This window comes from Flavobacterium pectinovorum (genome assembly GCF_022802975.1).
Lineage (GTDB): Bacteria > Bacteroidota > Bacteroidia > Flavobacteriales > Flavobacteriaceae > Flavobacterium > Flavobacterium pectinovorum_B.
The window spans coordinates 208211-221761 of the sequence record NZ_JAFEVZ010000004.1; the positions used below are offsets into that span (position 1 = coordinate 208211).

At 33.4% G+C, this 13551-nt stretch carries 16 protein-coding genes; 6 read left to right on the plus strand and 10 right to left on the minus strand.

All coding sequences use genetic code 11. From position 1 onward, the window contains the following. The first annotated feature begins 102 nt into the window (after positions 1 to 102). From FLV_RS07805 to FLV_RS07815, 3 genes are all read left to right on the plus strand, one after another. Entirely contained in the window at positions 103 to 1284 is a 1182-nt protein-coding gene (locus FLV_RS07805; RefSeq protein WP_243232609.1) for a thiolase family protein, read from the plus strand. A gap of 125 nt (positions 1285 to 1409) precedes the next feature. Next, a complete protein-coding gene (locus FLV_RS07810; RefSeq protein WP_243232611.1) occupies positions 1410 to 1760 on the plus strand; it encodes a four helix bundle protein in 351 nt (116 codons plus the stop codon). A gap of 47 nt (positions 1761 to 1807) precedes the next feature. Next, positions 1808 to 3613: an acyl-CoA dehydrogenase family protein gene (locus FLV_RS07815; protein WP_243232613.1), complete on the plus strand. Its 1806-nt coding sequence runs from the start codon at positions 1808 to 1810 to the stop codon at positions 3611 to 3613. Positions 3614 to 3691: 78 nt separating this feature from the next. On the opposite strand, the gene FLV_RS07820 is transcribed toward FLV_RS07815, so the two are convergent. The 5 genes from FLV_RS07820 to FLV_RS07840 form a co-directional block, all read right to left on the minus strand. After that, complete coding sequence (locus FLV_RS07820; RefSeq protein WP_243232614.1) at positions 3692 to 4180, minus strand: hypothetical protein; 489 nt, start codon at positions 4178 to 4180, stop codon at positions 3692 to 3694. A gap of 81 nt (positions 4181 to 4261) precedes the next feature. Beyond that, positions 4262 to 4720 (minus strand): transporter, encoded by a 459-nt coding sequence (locus tag FLV_RS07825; protein WP_243232616.1) that lies wholly within the window; start codon positions 4718 to 4720, stop codon positions 4262 to 4264. Positions 4721 to 4750: 30 nt separating this feature from the next. After that, a complete protein-coding gene (locus tag FLV_RS07830; RefSeq protein ID WP_243232618.1) occupies positions 4751 to 5170 on the minus strand; it encodes a hypothetical protein in 420 nt (139 codons plus the stop codon). A 140-nt stretch (positions 5171 to 5310) separates the two neighbouring features. Then, positions 5311 to 5736 carry a DUF4251 domain-containing protein gene (locus tag FLV_RS07835; RefSeq protein ID WP_243232620.1) on the minus strand — a complete coding sequence of 142 codons (426 nt, stop codon included), beginning with the start codon at positions 5734 to 5736 and terminating at the stop codon, positions 5311 to 5313. Positions 5737 to 5770: 34 nt separating this feature from the next. Beyond that, the gene (locus FLV_RS07840) at positions 5771 to 6205 is read right to left on the minus strand and encodes an META domain-containing protein (RefSeq protein WP_243232622.1); all 435 of its coding nucleotides are present in this window, start codon (positions 6203 to 6205) and stop codon (positions 5771 to 5773) included. 214 nt (positions 6206 to 6419) lie between these two features. Between FLV_RS07840 and FLV_RS07845 the strand changes: the two genes are divergently transcribed. Continuing rightward, positions 6420 to 6947: a superoxide dismutase family protein gene (locus FLV_RS07845; protein WP_243232624.1), complete on the plus strand. Its 528-nt coding sequence runs from the start codon at positions 6420 to 6422 to the stop codon at positions 6945 to 6947. 108 nt (positions 6948 to 7055) lie between these two features. Next, entirely contained in the window at positions 7056 to 8258 is a 1203-nt protein-coding gene (locus FLV_RS07850; protein ID WP_243232626.1) for an LETM1-related biofilm-associated protein, read from the plus strand. 50 nt (positions 8259 to 8308) lie between these two features. On the opposite strand, the gene can is transcribed toward FLV_RS07850, so the two are convergent. From can to FLV_RS07870, 4 genes are all read right to left on the minus strand, one after another. Beyond that, the gene (gene can / locus FLV_RS07855; RefSeq protein ID WP_243232632.1) at positions 8309 to 8944 is read right to left on the minus strand and encodes a carbonate dehydratase; all 636 of its coding nucleotides are present in this window, start codon (positions 8942 to 8944) and stop codon (positions 8309 to 8311) included. An 82-nt stretch (positions 8945 to 9026) separates the two neighbouring features. Beyond that, on the minus strand, positions 9027 to 10685 hold the full coding sequence (locus FLV_RS07860) for a SulP family inorganic anion transporter (protein WP_243232633.1): 1659 nt from the start codon (positions 10683 to 10685) through the stop codon (positions 9027 to 9029). A 79-nt stretch (positions 10686 to 10764) separates the two neighbouring features. Next, positions 10765 to 11049, minus strand: a complete 285-nt coding sequence (locus FLV_RS07865; RefSeq protein ID WP_243232634.1) for a hypothetical protein — start codon at positions 11047 to 11049, stop codon at positions 10765 to 10767. A gap of 132 nt (positions 11050 to 11181) precedes the next feature. Next, on the minus strand, positions 11182 to 11661 hold the full coding sequence (locus FLV_RS07870) for a Dps family protein (RefSeq protein WP_243232635.1): 480 nt from the start codon (positions 11659 to 11661) through the stop codon (positions 11182 to 11184). Between the two features lie 109 nt (positions 11662 to 11770). Between FLV_RS07870 and FLV_RS07875 the strand changes: the two genes are divergently transcribed. Beyond that, positions 11771 to 12712, plus strand: coding sequence for a LysR substrate-binding domain-containing protein (locus FLV_RS07875; RefSeq protein ID WP_243232638.1), 942 nt, complete (start codon positions 11771 to 11773; stop codon positions 12710 to 12712). 86 nt (positions 12713 to 12798) lie between these two features. Here the strand turns inward: FLV_RS07875 and FLV_RS07880 are convergent, their stop codons facing one another. Then, positions 12799 to 13542 (minus strand): rhamnogalacturonan acetylesterase, encoded by a 744-nt coding sequence (locus FLV_RS07880; RefSeq protein WP_243232640.1) that lies wholly within the window; start codon positions 13540 to 13542, stop codon positions 12799 to 12801. Between the last annotated feature and the right edge of the window lie 9 nt (positions 13543 to 13551).

Genomic DNA, 13551 nt, shown 5'->3' on the forward strand with positions numbered 1-13551 from the left:
TGAAAAGAAAAAAGAAGCAAGAAACAAGACTTCAAAACAGAGTTTTATCTTTTCTCTTGCCTCTTGTCTCTTTCTTCTAATAAATCTTAAAAAACAAAACAAATGAAAACAGCATATATAGTAAAAGCATATAGAACAGCAGTTGGAAAAGCACCAAAAGGGGTTTTTAGATTTAAAAGACCTGATGAATTAGCTGCAGAAACCATTCAGTTTATGATGGACGAACTGCCTGATTTTGACAAAAAACGTATCGACGACGTTATGGTAGGAAATGCCATGCCGGAAGCAGAACAAGGTCTTAACGTTGGACGTTTGATATCATTAATGGGATTAAAAGTTGAAGATGTTCCTGGTGTAACAGTTAACCGTTATTGCGCATCTGGATTAGAAACTATCGGAATAGCAACTGCTAAAATCCAATCAGGAATGGCAGATTGTATCATTGCTGGTGGTGCAGAAAGTATGAGTTTTATTCCGATGGGAGGTTACAAACCAACTCCGGATTATAAAGTTGCTGCAGCGGGTCATGAAGATTACTATTGGGGAATGGGTTTAACTGCGGAAGCAGTGGCTAATCAATACAAAATCTCTAGAGAAGATCAGGATGAGTTTGCTTACAACTCTCACATGAAAGCATTAAAAGCACAAGCAGAAGGAAAATTCGATAAGCAAATCGTTCCAATTACTGTTGAGCAAACTTTCATCAATGAAAATGGCAAAAAAGAAACTAAATCTTATGTAGTTAATAAAGACGAAGGACCAAGAGCAGGAACTTCTAAAGAAGCTTTAGCGGGTTTAAAACCTGTTTTTGCTGCTGACGGAAGCGTAACTGCAGGTAACTCATCTCAAATGAGTGATGGTGCTGCTTTTGTTTTAATCATGAGTGAGGACATGGTTAAAGAATTGAATCTTGAGCCAATCGCACGTTTGGTAAACTTTGCTTCTTCTGGTGTTGAACCAAGAATTATGGGTATTGGTCCAGTAAAAGCAATTCCGAAAGCGTTAAAACAAGCTGGTTTAGAATTGAAAGATATTGACTTGGTAGAACTAAACGAAGCTTTTGCTTCTCAGTCTTTGGCTGTAATTCGCGAGTTAGGTTTAAATCCAGATATCGTAAACGTAAACGGCGGAGCAATCGCTTTAGGGCACCCTCTGGGATGTACAGGAGCGAAACTTTCTGTTCAGTTATTTGATGAAATGAAACGCAGAGGTAATAAGTACGGAATCGTAAGTATGTGTGTGGGAACTGGGCAGGGTTCTGCGGGGATTTACGAAGTGTTGTAGTTTTTTAAGAGGAAAGAAACAAGAAGCAAGACTTAATATTGGAATGAAGATATTCTGAAAAATATATTTTAAAAAGTAATAAAAAACTTACTTTTAATTTTTCTTCTTATCTTACCTCAAAAAACATGAGACACAATTTTAAGAATTTGAAAATTTGGATTTTAGCTATGGAAATTACTAATGATATCTATAAACTAACTTCCACTTTCCCAAAATCAGAAACGTATAGCTTAACAAGTCAAATGAATAGATGTTCTGTTTCAATGCCTTCTAATATTGCTGAAGGCTCTAACAGAGGTAATAAACATTTTCAACATTATTTGAATATTAGTTTAGGTTCTTCATTTGAATTACAAACACAATTATTGATAGCTTGTCAAAATGATTATCTATCAAAGACAAAAACAGAAGAAATAGAAAACAAAATAATTGAATTTCAAAGGATGACATCAGGCTTCATAAGTAAGTTGATTTAAAATCTTGCTTCTTGCTTCTTTCATCTTTTACCTAAACAAAAAACAAAATGGCAGATACAATCGAAAAAAACGTGACTCGTGGTGGTCAGTTTTTAGTAAAAGAAACAAAATGCGAGGATATCTTCACACCAGAAGATTTCTCGGAAGAGCAAATAATGATGCGTGACTCTGTAAAAGAGTTTGTAGACAAAGAAATTTGGCCTAACAAAAACCGCTTTGAGAATAAAGATTACGCCTTTACAGAAGAAAGTATGCGTAAAGCAGGCGAATTAGGACTTTTAGGAGTTGCAGTTCCGGAAGAATACGGTGGATTAGGGATGGGATTTGTTTCTACAATGTTAGTTTGTGACTACATTTCCGGAGCAACCGGATCTTTCTCTACTGCTTTTGGTGCTCATACCGGAATTGGGACAATGCCAATCACACTTTACGGAACTGAAGAACAAAAGAAAAAATATGTTCCGAAATTGGCTTCCGGAGAATGGTTTGGAGCATATTGCTTAACTGAGCCAGGCGCAGGATCTGATGCTAACTCAGGAAAAACTAAAGCGGTTTTATCTGAAGATGGAACTCATTATTTAATTACAGGTCAAAAAATGTGGATTTCGAATGCAGGTTTCTGCAGCGTTTTCATCGTTTTTGCCCGTATTGGAGATGATAAAAATATTACAGGTTTCATCGTAGAAAACGATCCTTCAAACGGAATTTCTATGAATGAAGAAGAGCATAAATTAGGAATCCGTGCATCTTCTACTCGTCAGGTTTTCTTTAACGACACGAAAGTTCCGGTTGAAAACATGTTGTCTGAAAGAGGAAACGGTTTTAAAATTGCTATGAATGCCTTAAACGTTGGACGTATTAAACTGGCTGCTGCTTGTTTAGATGCACAAAGAAGAGTGACTTCCGGAGCTGTAAAATATGCCAACGAAAGAATTCAATTCAATACTTCTATTGCATCTTTTGGAGCTATCCGTTCGAAATTAGCTGAAATGGCAACTAGTGCTTATGCAGGAGAAAGTGCTTCTTACCGCGCTGCAAAAGACATTGAAGACAGAATCGCTGCTCGTGAAGCAGAAGGAACTTCTCACCAGGAAGCTGAATTAAAAGGTGTTGAAGAATATGCTATCGAGTGTTCTATCCTGAAAGTAGCGGTTTCTGAAGATGTTCAAAACTGTGCTGATGAAGGAATTCAGATTTTTGGCGGAATGGGATTCTCTGAAGATACTCCAATGGAAAGTGCCTGGAGAGATGCACGTATCGCACGTATCTACGAAGGAACTAACGAAATCAACAGAATGCTTTCTGTAGGTATGCTGATCAAAAAAGCAATGAAAGGTCACGTTGATTTACTTGGACCTGCAATGAAAGTTCAGGAAGAATTAATGGGAATTCCATCTTTTGATACTCCGGATTTCTCTGAATTATTTGCTGAAGAAAAAGTGATCATTGCTAACCTGAAAAAAGTTTTCTTAATGGTTGCCGGAAGCGCAGTTCAAAAATATGGCCCGGATTTAGATTCTCACCAGCAGTTATTGATGGCGGCATCTGATATCTTAATCGAAATTTACATGGCTGAAAGTACTATTTTGAGAACAGAGAAATTAGCAACAAAAGAAGGTGAAGATAAAGTACAAGAGCAAATCGCTATGGCAAAATTATACTTGTATAAAGCTGTAGATATTGTAAACTTAAGAGGAAAAGAAGGAATCGCTTCTTTCTCTGAAGGTGACGAACAACGTATGATGTTAATGGGACTTAAACGTTTTACAAAATATACTAACCTGCCTAATGTTGTGGCATTGAGAGAAAAAATTGCATCAAAATTAGTTGCAGAAAACGCATACTGTTTCTAATCTAAAAATAGTTTTTAGCTTTTTATTTGTTAAAGCCGCATTTGTCCCGAAACAGATGCGGCTTTTATTTATTGAAAACTATATTTGAACTTTTGTTTTATCTAACTCTCCTATAAAAGGAATTGCCTCCTGAATTTCATTACGAATTACAGTCTGTAAATAAACCTCTAACTGAATAAATTTTGCTGCATTTATTGCTCCAATTGCTTTTTTAGCCTGACTATAAGTTTTGGTAAATAATTTTTCATAATCCAGATTATTTTTTAGAGTTTCTTTTGCCAATTCATCAGCTTTCTTGTCAGTAAGAGTTGCATAATTAATAGTGTAATCATTAATCAATTTTAACTTTGTTTGTCCAAGTGCTTTACGTGTTGTTTCATAGTTCTCATAAACTTTCGTAAAAGCTGTTTCCTGAGTATCAGACAAATTCATATATTGTTTTACTAAATCACTTTTAGATTTCCCGTAAATATTTTGCACTAATTCTACATCTTCTTTATAGGAAGACTGAGCATATGCTGAAAACGAAACAATTACCATAACTAGAATAACACTTATTTTTTTCATAATTTTAAAATTAATTTATAAATACTTATATCTTTCAAAACACAATGACATTAAAATCATTAAACTTCTCTTTTCAATCATCTAAAAAAAGGAATATTGGTAGGCAGCTGTTAAAGCATAATAATTCAATCCATTGTTCGTATAAGCTCCTATGTGATATTGTAACCTCAGAGATTGCCCTTTTGTAACAGGTGTTGAAAAGATTCCACCCACTCTCCAGTTATCAATCTGACTATCATCAGAAACCCCGTCTATTATTGTCTTCCCTCCAAAAAACCAATTGGTATTAAAACCAACCCACATACTGTTTTTGAAATAATAATTTCCATGGATCTGAAAACTATAGGTCGATTTTTGCACCATTTTTTTTCCTAAAAAATCATTATTATTGGTATAAAACCAAATACCTCCATAAGCTTCTGCGTAAAAGCGGGAGAATCGTTTCGAAACTCCGATTTCAGGTTTAAATCCCCAGCGGTTTGTTCCAATATTTACCTGTTTGTCTTCGTAATATTTACCTGTAGGAATTGAAGTTACCAAACTGAACCCTAAAATTGTCTTTTGTTCGTATTAACTAAATTCGGTTTTATCAAGAGCAGGCGACCCCAATAAATTGACTCCAAATCGAACTTTCATGTCAGCAAAACCCGTTCTCGAACCTGTGATATTCTCCCCATTTACATTGGCAGATCCATCCATAAAAGTGTAAGGTAATGCAACTTGTACACGCACCAATTTATTTGCCAAAGCAAAAGTTCTAACATAGGTCGCTACCAGATTATGACTTTGAATCGTAAAATCAGAAATTGGCAATGAAGGATCTGTTAATACATTTCCATTCATAAAACCATATCCGATTGCGACTACATTTAATTTTTCGGGAACATTAGCATACACTCTGGGTTCTAAATCCTGACTGTAACCTGAAATTATAAATAAAAAAAATAGTATTACGAAATGATGTTTTTTAAACATAATAGTCTTTGGCATAAATGAGAAGCTTAGGGAACAACCAATAATAAATTAAAACTCTTATTTTTTAACTTCTTCCGATTTTGGTGATTGAATTTCTCCGTCATAAGAAATTGAAGCCCTATTATTGCTATTAACCGAAAGAGAAGTTCCTCCATCTAAGAAAACAGTAAAAAAAGGTAGTAAACATCATCCTTGCCTTTTACAGTTGCTTTTATATTATAGGATTTTTTCTTTTTTTCAATCGAAATATCTTCAGGAACACCTTCGAATTTTATACCTCCATCCCCTCCTCCATAAGGCACGTTAAAAGCCCTTCCAAAGAAAGGCAAATCGCAGGTTGTCTTGGTTTCATTAAACTTCAAAAAATACGTATTGTAATCTAAATTTAGAAATCTGCCTCCCTGCGGTATCACTTTTTGTGCTTCAAAAACAAAATTTTTAGAATCGACAAGAGCTTGAATTTCCTTTCGTTTCTGGAGTTCTCTCTCTGCCTTAAGCTCTTTCTTAGATTTTTCCTGTGCCAGAACAGGAAGACTGAGAGGAGATAATATCACTAATAAAACCAATAGTTTAATTTTCATAAATTATACATTTAATAGTTTAAGAAAAATGATCCTATTTTTTTGTGAATCGCATCGTTGCAATATCTCCGGAAATAAAATTTAAAGTTTTTCCGTCATCAGATATACTATAGGATGTTACTTTTGATAAAGTACTCATATAAACCTGTTCACCCTGTCCATCTAAACACATCATTTTGGTTGCTGCCATAGGCTGTGTAAAATCAATTTTATTTTCTGTTACGCTCAGCTTTCCTGTATAAGAATTACAGCTGTTATTACCCGAAACCAAATTTTCTTTAGTATTGAAATTTATTACTGGTTTTTTATTCGGATACAGACCATCAAAAGCAATTCGTGGTCCGGAAATGTAATTAAGCTCCCAGGTGCCTTCGAGTTTAGAAACAGCATCTGTTTTTTTGCATTTAAAAACACTACAGGAAAGTAACAAAAGGCTAAAAAATGCAATAGTAAAAACATTCTTCATCATAATTTTAAAGTTTTAAATATTAATGAATTAGAAAACAAAAGCAAAGTTTTTTTTCGTTAAAAGTCTATACGAATTTAAGCAATATTTTTGAGTCTTCAATTCTATGCGAATTAAATTACACTAAATAGTTTTAGATTTTTTTAACGCAAATCGGCAAAGAATATCATTTGTTTTATGCTAAATTTACTTAATATTTAATTTAAATGCCTCACTTATGAAAAAAATAATTGTTTCTTTTGCAATAATTGCTGCCTTAATAATTGGCTGTAAAACCAATACAAAATCAAGCGATGCTAAAACTCTGACTATAACTTTAGAACCAAAAAGCAATAGTACCGTTACCGGAACTGCAACTTTTACAGAAAAAAACGGCAAAGTTACTTTTACTGCAAAAATAGCAGGTTTACAGCCGGGAGTTCATGCTATACACATTCATGAAAAATCAGATTGTACTGCTGCTGACGGAAGTTCTGCCGGCGGACACTGGAATCCAACTTTCAAAAAGCATGGTAAATGGAGAGTTGGAGAATATCACAAAGGTGATATTGGTAACTTTACAGCAGATGCAAAAGGAAACGGAACTATCACGTTAACCACAGACGAATGGGCTATTGGCGGTGATGATGAAACTAAAAATATTTTAGGAAAAGGATTAATTGTGCATCAGGGAGCCGATGATTTTACCTCTCAGCCGGCAGGTAATGCAGGTGCAAGAGTTGCCTGTTCCGGAATCATTAAATAATAAAAAAACTAATAACCACTATTTTCACAAAATCTAGTGGTTATTTCATTTAAAAATTAATCTTCGCACAAGAAAAAGATATAGCTTTGTACCCTCAAACCAAAGTTAATGATTAACCCATCGGCACCCGGCTGGATAGATAAATTTTTTAATGAACAAAAGTTCTCAGAAGCTATTCCTTTTGAGACAGCAGATTCCTTTTACCATAAAGTAAGAGAAACTGGTTTTATCTATGGGCATATTATTTCTATAGATTCTCAAATTCCAATTCCGATAAAAGGCTGGTTCAAGACTGAGATTTCTAAAATTGCTTTATTAAACACCTTATATCATGTTTTTTGTCTGGAAAAAAGAAATTCAGAACCCAATAACTTTATTTCTGAAGTTTTAAAATTCTACAAAGAGATGAATCCGGAAGGTTTTAATTTGTTTAAAATTTTACTTCCAAAAGACACGCCTTCCCTTTCATTAGAAAATATAATTGATCAGAGAGTTCAAACCAATGACAGCATCATTAGTAAAAACTTCTCACATCTTGTTACCAATGCCTTATTATTTATAGATGTACTGGCTTTTAGACAATATCTGGAACATGGCGAAATTCCGGAGAAATACCTTAAACGAATTGAAGAAACTGTTCTTGGCATTGTAGGTTTGGCATTAAAAACCAAAACAATAAAATCACAGCATGACGACTTATTAATCAAACTTTTTGAAGCTTCTATACGCTACTCTAAATTTTCGAAAGTTACTGTTGATACTTTAGAAACTTTACCTCTTAGTTATTTTAGCAATAAATTAGAACATTATTACTTAATTGATATGGCGGGAATGGCTTTATGGAGTGATGGTGTAGTCGAAAACGAAGAAGCTTATTTTTTATATTCTTTAGGATCCATGATGGAAGTTTCTGATGCTTTTGTAACCCAAAGTATTGCTACTACAAATTCGTTTATAACAACACATAAAAACAAGATCCCCTATTTCAATTATTCGAATCCGGTAAAGCACTTCTATGATCAGATGACGCATACGGTCGTTAAATTGATTATTAGAAACAAAAACAGATTGGTCAAGGAAATTGTTCAGAGTAAAGAATTAATGGTTCTTTTGGCCTATTCTACAACCAGAGATTTAGATGCGAAGGAAAAGAAAAAAGTAAAAAAACAGCTTTTGGATATTTGTAAAACGATTCCGTCACTCACTATCTTTTTACTTCCCGGAGGAAGTTTATTATTGCCAATTTTAATAAAGTTTATTCCAACGATGTTACCGTCTGCTTTCAATGAAAATCTGGACGAAAACGAATAAAAAAAAAAATCGCCTAAGTAGGCGATTTTTTTTATGACTTTGATAAAGATTTAAAGATCTAACTGGTAAACCTGATCCAATTCTTCATTTGAACTGATTGTTACATTTAAATCGGTTACAAAACCTGAATTTAATCCGTAAACCCAGCCATGAAGCATTAAGTCCTGACCACTTTTCCAGGCACCCTGAACGATTGAAGTCTTCGCAAGATTATAAACCTGTTCTTTCGCATTGATTTCAACAAAAGCATTAAAACGGGCATCTTCATCCTGAATAGAATTCAGATATTTATCATGCAGGCGATACTCATCTTTAATATGACGAAGCCAGTTATCAATAATTCCAACAGACTGGTTTCCCATTGCGGCTTTTACACCACCACATCCGTAATGTCCACAAACAATAACATGTTTCACTTTTAAAACATTAACCGCATAATCCAGAACACTCAACATATTCATATCAGAGTGTACTACCATGTTGGCAATATTTCTGTGTACAAAAACTTCACCTGGTTTTGCACCAACAATTTCGTTTGCAGGAACACGGCTGTCAGAACATCCAATCCATAATAATGGCGGCTGTTGTCCTTTTGCCAAATCCGCAAAATAATTAGGATCTTTTGCTAAAGAAGTTTCTACCCACTTTTTGTTATTTTCTAATAACTGCTTATAAAATTCTTTCATTTTTTTATTTTTTAAATGGTATTTCCATGTAAAGTTACCTAAATTCTGATGGTTCTCATGTCATAGAAATACTTTAATTGATTTAATTTGTTTTAAAATCTTCTTTAACTTCTTCTTTTTTAACTAAAACTCTTTTGGCAACATCATAGTAATGTTCGATTGTAACATGATTATTTGCATCGGGAGTATTTTCTAAGTCATATGCTTTTTTGAAACCTTTCAATTTCACTTTGATGTTTTCATCAATAGCCCTGGTTTCCTTAAACTCTCTAATCAAATCCAGAACATCGTGAGCAATATACTCTGTGTCGTGAGCATTAATAACTACTTTAGAATTTTCAGGAATATCATTTAAGGTTTGTTTAATAGCAGCTTTATTCAAAAATGAAACTTCTTGTGCCAAATCGATATGAATAATGTCTCCATCTTCATATTCTTCTTTTTTAAAGCTATAGGCTCTTTTCAGATTTCCTCTCAATACAAAAATGATACTGATGATGATTCCCAATGCAACACCTTTAAGTAAATCTGTTGCTACAACAAATACTAAAGTGGCAATAAAAGGAATGAACTGATATTTTCCTTTTTCCCAAAAATGTATAAATGCAGCAGGTTTGGCCAGTTTATATCCAACTAGAATTAATACCGTAGCTAATGTAGCCAAAGGAATTTTATTCAATATTGCCGGAATAGACAAAACACTGATTAATAAAAGTACACCGTGAATAATAGCAGACATTTTAGATTTTGCACCGGCATTATTATTTGCAGACGATCTCACAACCACTGATGTCATTGGCAAACCACCTATAAGAGCACTTACTAAATTACCTATTCCCTGAGCTTTTAATTCAACATTAGTATCGCTGTAACGTTTTTGAACATCCATTCTGTCCGTTGCTTCGATGCACAATAATGTTTCTATTGAAGCCACAATTGCAATTGTAATCCCTACTACCCAAACCTGCGGATTCGTAACAGCTGCAAAATTTGGTGTAATTATAATAGACTTGAAATCTTCAAACGATTTTGGAACAGGTAACGAAACTAAATGTTCTTTTCCAATAGCCAACGAACTACCGGAAGAAATAAAAATCTCGTTTAAAATAATTCCAAGTACAACCGCTACAAGGGCGCCCGGAACCAGTTTTAATCTCTTTAAAAAAGGAACTTTATCCCAGGAAATTAATATAACCAATGATACTAATGAAATTACAACGGCACCTAACTGAATATGGTTAATCATATCAAATAAAAAGGAAAAAGAGTTGCTTCCATCATTTTGAATAAAAGCCTGATCTCCTTCAAAATCTGCATCATAACCAAATGCGTGCGGAATTTGTTTTAGAATAATAATGATCCCAATACCCGCTAACATTCCTTCAATAACATTTGTTGGAAAATAATTTGAAATACTTCCGGCTTTTAAAAACCCTAATGCTAATTGAATTAGTCCAGCAATAAAAACAGCCATTAAAAATACATCGAAAGCACCTAAATCTGTAATTGCTGTTAAGATAATTGCTGTTAAACCAGCAGCCGGGCCAGATACACTAATATGTGACTGGCTTAAAGAACCTATCACAATACCACCAATAACACCAGCTATAATTCCGGAAAACAACGGTGCTCCGGAAGCCATTGCAATACCTAAACACAATGGAAGAGCCACCAAGAAAACCACTAAACCTGAAGCAAAATCAGATTTAAGGTTGGCAAAAAGATTAATTTTTTTTGACATAATACAATACTAAAAATTGATACATTAAAGGTCTACTGTATTTACTACAAATACAGTCAGTTTAAAATAATCGGAAGTATTATACGAAGTTGGGGGGTGGAGCAAATATACTCGGAGAAATATTATCCAGCTTTACAATATTACCGGACAAAATAATTTTTGATTCTGTAAAAACAGGCAGACTCAAATCATGATCCAAAGCATCAACATAAACAGCTGCCTTAATTTCTTTATGAGATTTCTCTTCTTCAGAAATATTGATGGTAATAGCCGCATTGCTGCTTTTCTTTATCATCGCTACAATTGTAGGTGTCGACAAAAAAGCAATAAATATGAATAATAATATGCGGGCGACTAGTTTCATACGAACAAAAATAACGTTAAAGACGTAAAATCAAAGTGTCATGCCTAAATTTTTATAGAATTTTAACATTTACAAAAAAGCAGCATAATCAAATTCAATTATCCTGCTTTTTAAATACTAATACACAACAGTTTACAACTCTTCCTCAAGCCATGCATTCATCATCCAAATTGTTTTTTCCTGTTCTGAAATAAAGTCGCTCATCATAGAATTGGTTCCTTCATCGTTAATTTCGCCTGCCTGATTTAAAATTTCCCGTTCAATTTTAAGTAAATCAGATAAAGAATGTACGATCAGCTGAACCGCTTTTACATCATTCGAAATATTTTTTCCAACAGTAAGTTTATTGTTCTCAATATAATCTTCAAAAGTATGCAAAGGAGTTCCTCCAATAGTTAAAACTCTTTCAGCAATCATATCAATCTTTAATTGAGAATCAGTATATAACTCTTCAAATTTTACATGCAAATCGAAGAAACGTTTTCCACGGATATTCCAATGAATTCCTCTTAAATTTTGATAATAAACCTGAAAATTAGATAGCAATACATTTAATTCTTTTACTAACAATTCTGATTCTTTAACCGGCAATCCTAAAATATTTGTTTTCATATATCTGTTTTATAGTGTGTATTTTTTTACAAAATTAGAATAACTTCCCTAAAATAATCATAAGATAAAATTATATTTTCTTATTTTTGCATCACAAAATACTATCAAAATGACTATTACTCAATTACAATATGTTTTGGCTGTTGCCGAACATAAAAACTTTACTTTAGCTGCAGAAAAATGTTTCGTTACTCAACCGACTTTAAGCATGCAGATTCAGAAAATTGAAGAAGAACTCAATATTTTAATTTTCGACAGAAGCAAAAAACCCATTCAACTTACAGATATTGGTCAAAAAATTGTAAATCAGGCTAAAAATATTGTAAATGAAGCCGACAGAATAAAAGATATCGTAGAACAGCAAAAAGGTTTTATTGGCGGTGAATTTCGTTTAGGAATAATTCCGACTATCATGCCCACCCTTTTGCCAATGTTTTTAAATAATTTTATAAAAAAATATCCAAAAGTAAAGCTTTTGATTGAAGAGTTAAATACCGATGAGATTATTGTAAAATTGAAAAACGGTCATTTGAATGCCGCTATTGCCGCAACACCGCTTGAAGATGAAAAAATTAAAGAAATTGTACTTTATTTTGAGCCGTTTGTAGCTTATATTCCTGAACACCATTCGAGTTTTCAAAAAGAAGAAATAGAAGTTTCTGATTTAAACATCAATGAAATTTTGCTTTTGCAGGATGGACATTGTTTTAGAGATGGTATTTTGAACTTATGCAAAAATGGAACTGATATCGAACAAAACAATTTTCAGATACAGAGCGGAAGTTTCGAAACACTAATAAAATTAGCAGATGAAGGTTTGGGGACAACATTACTTCCGTACTTGCATACTATGGATTTAAAAGATTCAGACAAATTAAAACTGCGTAATTTCAAGGAACCAAAACCGGCGCGTGAGGTTAGTTTAATTTATCCTAAAAGTGAATTGAAAATGCAAATTATCGATGCTTTAAGAAGCACTATTGCAGGAGTAGTAAAAGGAGCAATTGTTTTTCAGAATGTTCAGATTATCAGCCCATTGCAAAAGAAATAACACCAATTAGTTCTAAAACAAAAAAATCGTATCCAAAGTTGTAAAACAAACAATTCGGATACGATTTTTTTATGGCTTAAAGAAGTTTATCTAATTCCTTTCTTAAGTTTTTCAACAGAAGGATCTTCTAAAAGTTTTATTTGATTAACTACGATTTGTGCAATTTCTGTAGCTCCTTTTAATGAAAGATGCGTGTCATCATCTTTTGCTTCTTTGTAGTAAGGATTTTCCCCGGCTTTGAAATGCAAATGCAGTTGTTTTGATTTCTCAGGCCCATAAGACTGTTCCAATAACTCCGTATAATATTCTAAATCGATAAACGGAACTTTATATTCCTGTGCTACCAGTCTTGTTTCTAAAGGATAATCTCCATGCGTACCAATTAACACTCCCTTTTCATTAAAGTTTCTTCTTGCAATTGAAGTCAATAAAATTGGGATTGCCCCTTTTTCACGGCTTTCTTTTACAAAACGAATTAAATTATGTCTGTAAGCAGTATGTGGGTTTGTATAACGCAATGAATCCATATTTTTGCCATCATTATGTCCAAACTCAATAAAAACATAATCTCCTTTTTTTAACTTTTGATATACCGCATCCCATTGTTTTTCAGCGATAAAACTTCTGGTACTTCTGCCGTTTAAAGCTCTGTTATCAATAACAATATTATCATTAAAAAAAGGCTGTAATACCTGAGCCCAACCATGTTCCGGGTTTTTTTCAGGGTCTTTTTTATTTGCCATTGTTGAATCACCAATCGTATAAACAGTGGTTTTTTGTGCAAAACAAGTGGCTGAAATTAGCCACAGAACTAAAATATAATGTTTCATTTTTTTTTA